The sequence below is a fragment of the Microcystis sp. M090S1 genome (assembly GCF_020246295.1).
GTDB classification, from domain to species: Bacteria; Cyanobacteriota; Cyanobacteriia; order Cyanobacteriales; family Microcystaceae; genus Microcystis; species Microcystis aeruginosa.
Genome location: NZ_JADBTF010000196.1, coordinates 1 through 3,874, shown reverse-complemented (window position 1 = coordinate 3,874; position 3,874 = coordinate 1). Strand labels below are relative to the sequence as shown.

3 protein-coding genes and 1 pseudogene are annotated in these 3,874 nt (G+C 41.9%); 1 reads left to right on the top strand and 3 read right to left on the bottom strand.

Features of this window, described 5'->3' with window-relative positions:
* The first annotated feature begins 696 nt into the window (after nucleotides 1-696).
* On the top strand, nucleotides 697-1,980 hold the full coding sequence (locus IM477_RS08880) for a protein kinase domain-containing protein (protein ID WP_287731414.1): 1,284 nt from the start codon (nucleotides 697-699) through the stop codon (nucleotides 1,978-1,980).
* Between the two features lie 32 nt (nucleotides 1,981-2,012).
* Here the strand turns inward: IM477_RS08880 and dps are convergent, their stop codons facing one another.
* The 3 genes and pseudogenes from dps to IM477_RS08865 all read right to left on the bottom strand — a co-directional run.
* Nucleotides 2,013-2,546 (bottom strand): DNA starvation/stationary phase protection protein Dps, encoded by a 534-nt coding sequence (gene dps, locus IM477_RS08875; protein ID WP_287731413.1) that lies wholly within the window; start codon nucleotides 2,544-2,546, stop codon nucleotides 2,013-2,015.
* 222 nt (nucleotides 2,547-2,768) lie between these two features.
* Complete coding sequence (locus IM477_RS08870; protein WP_287731412.1) at nucleotides 2,769-3,500, bottom strand: glutathione peroxidase; 732 nt, start codon at nucleotides 3,498-3,500, stop codon at nucleotides 2,769-2,771.
* 158 nt (nucleotides 3,501-3,658) lie between these two features.
* Nucleotides 3,659-3,874, bottom strand: a pseudogene (locus IM477_RS08865) (RNA-guided endonuclease TnpB family protein); the annotation flags it as partial.

Genomic DNA, 3,874 nt, shown 5'->3' with positions numbered 1-3,874 from the left:
GTGTTAATAGCTTAATTTCTATGGTTTTCATAGTCTAAAAACAATAGTTATCCTCTTGTGTGAACAGGAGGAAAATCTAAGCTGGTATCTCCAATTCAGCCGCTCATAAGTGGGTGTGTGGAATTAAATATAAAATGAACGTAGGTTGGGTTGAAGCATGAAACCCAACGCCCGCATGGGTTACGCCACCGCTAACCCATCCTACAAATAATTGTGCCTACCTACTTAGGACATTCTGGGCGCACGCGATGCGCCCCTACCATTGGCACAATAATAATATTATTATTGTAGGGGCGAATTGCATTCGCCCTCTTTAATTGGAAACCCTTTTTCTAATAAATTGTGTCAAATATATCTTGACAAAAATCGATAAAAATGCTACAATTAGGCGTGATTGTTCGCTAAAACTGGAAACATGGTTAAGACAGTAATATGTTCATCAATCCGTTAGGATTCCTAACAATAAAAAGTCATGGCAGTCTTAGAAATGCTCACCGTTCCCTTTTGCTATCCCCTTGCTGGCAGCCTTGGCGAATAGATAATTAAAATAACTCAAATAGGACTGCCCTAGCAGTTCTTTCTAGGTAAAGTTGCAATTTTTAATCAATTGTTAAAATATTAAAAGGATGCTAAAGATAGCGGCTAGGGTTTCCAGAGTGAGCTATCCTAGAGATAGTACTTACTCCATCCTCCCCCATGATCGATCGAGTTCTCCATAGTCGTTATCAAGTCCAACAGTTACTGGGAAAAAAAACTATCTTAGCTAGGGACAGACACACCACCCAGTTAGTTATCATTAAACTTATTTCTGTTCCTAGTGGGCAAGGGAGTCAGTTTATCGGAGAAATAACCGGTAAAATTGCCCTATTGCGACAACTCTCCCACCCATCTCTCCCCAAATACCTCGATAGCTTTGAGATAGATTCATCCCAAGAACAAATCATCGCTATTGTCCGACCTTATTTATCAGCGCAGCCTTTAGAAAACTATCTTAACTCCAGTTATTTGTTAGCAGAACAAGATTTCAAACAAATTGCCAAATATCTTTTGGAGATTCTCTCCTATCTCCATCAGCAGGATGTCCCCATTAACCACGGCAATATTAAACTTAGTAATATCCTCTTTGATACCCAGTCCCATCGTTTTTATCTAGTTGATTTTGCCTTTGATTCCGATTCTCCCACCACGGACTTACAGGATATAGGTAAAAGTTTGATTAGTTTAGCCACGGGGATTAAGCATCGTTACATACCCGAAAACTTTGAGCAAAAAACTAATCTAAGTGCTTTTTTCATCTATTGGTTAAAAAGATTATCAAACTCCCCCCCAGACTCTCATTTTCGTTCGGTGACAGAAGCTTTAGCCAGCTTATATAGTTGTCAATTGATCCTAGTATCTATTGGCAATCTGACCAAACCCTACGGCAGCGAAGTTACTGTTTATAAAAAAGATAATCTCCTGCAAATCAAAATCGCTAGTAAAACCAAACAAAAGTTTTTCAACAATCTCAAAACCCAGTTAAGACAGTTTTTACCATCCCTATTCTTTACGATCATTCTCTTAACCATAGTCGGTATTTATGATCTCAAACTGGTCGCTTTTTTAATCCCGATTATCCTAATTTTTCTGCTCAATTTAATCTCCTCTAGTTTATCTTGGCAGTTATGGAAATCTTTTTGGCAGGGGGAACTAGAGTTAAAAATTACCCCCAAAAAAGTTTCTCTCTACCAAAAACTCTGGGGGCTGAAATTTAAACTAACTGCCGATGCTGCTAGTTCCGAAATTTATAGTCTCATTCGTCGCAATGTCACCGTCACTATGGAGGGAGAAAATGTTAATATTATTCCTCCTTGTCTGGTTCTCGTTGCCAACCATCGAGAATATGTTATCACTGCCAGTGAAGATGTTAGCGAAGCCGAATTAGATTGGTTGGCACAACAATTAAGCGATTGGCTACGTTTACCGATTACGAGAATTTAAGGTGTATTAAGCTAAGTTAATACACCCCAAATTTATCTGATAACATCTTCCGATTTAATCAGATGCGCTTCTAGGAACCAGAGACGTTTATCGATGTCCCGGGAGATTTCCGTATAGAGATCTGCTGTGTCGGCATCCCCTTGATTGCCAGTGGTATCAATAGCAGAACGAAGATGGGCGGCGTATAAGGCATAACGTTCGGCTAAAGCAACGATATGTTCACTACCATCGACGATATCAGCCGGATATTCCGGCAGAATCGAGTTAGCGGCAGCGATGCGCGCTGTTCCCAAAGCGGTTCCACCTAAAGCGGTAATCCGTTCTGCTACCATGTCCCCATAGCCTTCTAATTCCGTGGCCATTTCGTCGAAGAGGCTATGCAATTGGTAGAAATTTAAACCTTTTACATTCCAGTGGGCTTGTTTAACCTGAGTTTTTAGGTCTAAACTAGCGGCAAGGGTTTGGCTTAAGATTTCAACCACAGCTTTGCGGATATCTAATGCTAAATCGATGCGGGTGGAGTAGTATTGTCCCGTGGTTTTGGTTTTGACTGGAGTGGCTACCATAATCTTTCTCCTTGATCAGTTAACAGAATACTCGATAATTTTCTCACTTGTGTCCGTGTAGAGGGGACTGATTTTGATCCTACAATTAAGCTCAAGTTATACACATCCCCTTTCAGAATTGATTAACATCGCCCTCAGCCGTCAGCTAGATAATAGTGTTGATAACTAGAAAAATGGCTAATTAATTGAAAAATCAGAGGCTGATAGCTGATAGCTGATTAATTATGCTCCTAAATAAGCTGCTAATTCTTCCGAACCGCCAATTAATTGGCCGTCAATGAAGACTTGTGGGGTGGTGGTATTACCACTCATGGCCCGCAGAGAACGACTGGTGGCATCGCGTCCGAGGATAATTTCTTCGTATTGTAGGCCTTTTTCTTCTAACATTTTCTTGGCCCGGAGGCAGTAGGGACAGCCGACTTTCGAGAAAAGAGAGACTAAAGGCGGTTTTTTGGCTTCTGGGTTGATGTAGTTTAGCATCGTTTCTGCATCGGAGACTTTGAAAGGATCTCCCGGTTCTTCCGGTTCAATGAACATTTTCTCGATAACACCATCTTTGACTAGCATCGAATAGCGCCAAGAACGTTTACCGAAACCTAAGTCAGCTTTATCGACTAACATCCCCATTCCTGCGCTAAATTCGCCGTTGCCGTCGGGAATCAAGACGACATTATCACATTCTTGATCTTTTGCCCACTCGTTCATGACAAAGGTATCATTCACCGACAAGCAAACAATACTATCTACGCCATTTTCCCGAAAAACTGGGGCTAATTCGTTATATCCGGGTAAATGGGAGGTGGAACAGGTGGGAGTGAATGCCCCGGGTAAGGCAAAAAGAACAACGGTTTTTCCTTTGAATAATTCCTCGCTGGTGATGTTCACCCATTGATTATTTTGACGTACAGGAAAGGTGACATCGGGAACTCTCTGCCCTTCTCGGTTTGGTAGCATAATCGTCAACTCCTAATTGCTAAGTCGTACTCATTTTGAGTTTGTCTAAATTAAGTGTACTCATAACGACTATGAGTTGTCAACAAGTATTTATACTTAAATCAGGAGATAGGAGACAGGAGACAGAAGACAGGAGAATGGGAATTGACTCTCCCCCGCTAACCGCTCGCGCGGTGTAGCGGGGGATTCTCGGTTCTTAGGCTCTTGACTAGATCAAACAGGTTTAACTGAACGACCCCCGCCAGACCGCCTCCGCGAGCGTTTTCTAACACGGTCAGTCCGACCGCGTTTTTTCCTCGGTTCTCGATTACCTTTGCTGATGCCGTATCTCTCGGTTCAATGTGGCCGCAAGAATCACACCGGTGAACTCTTTC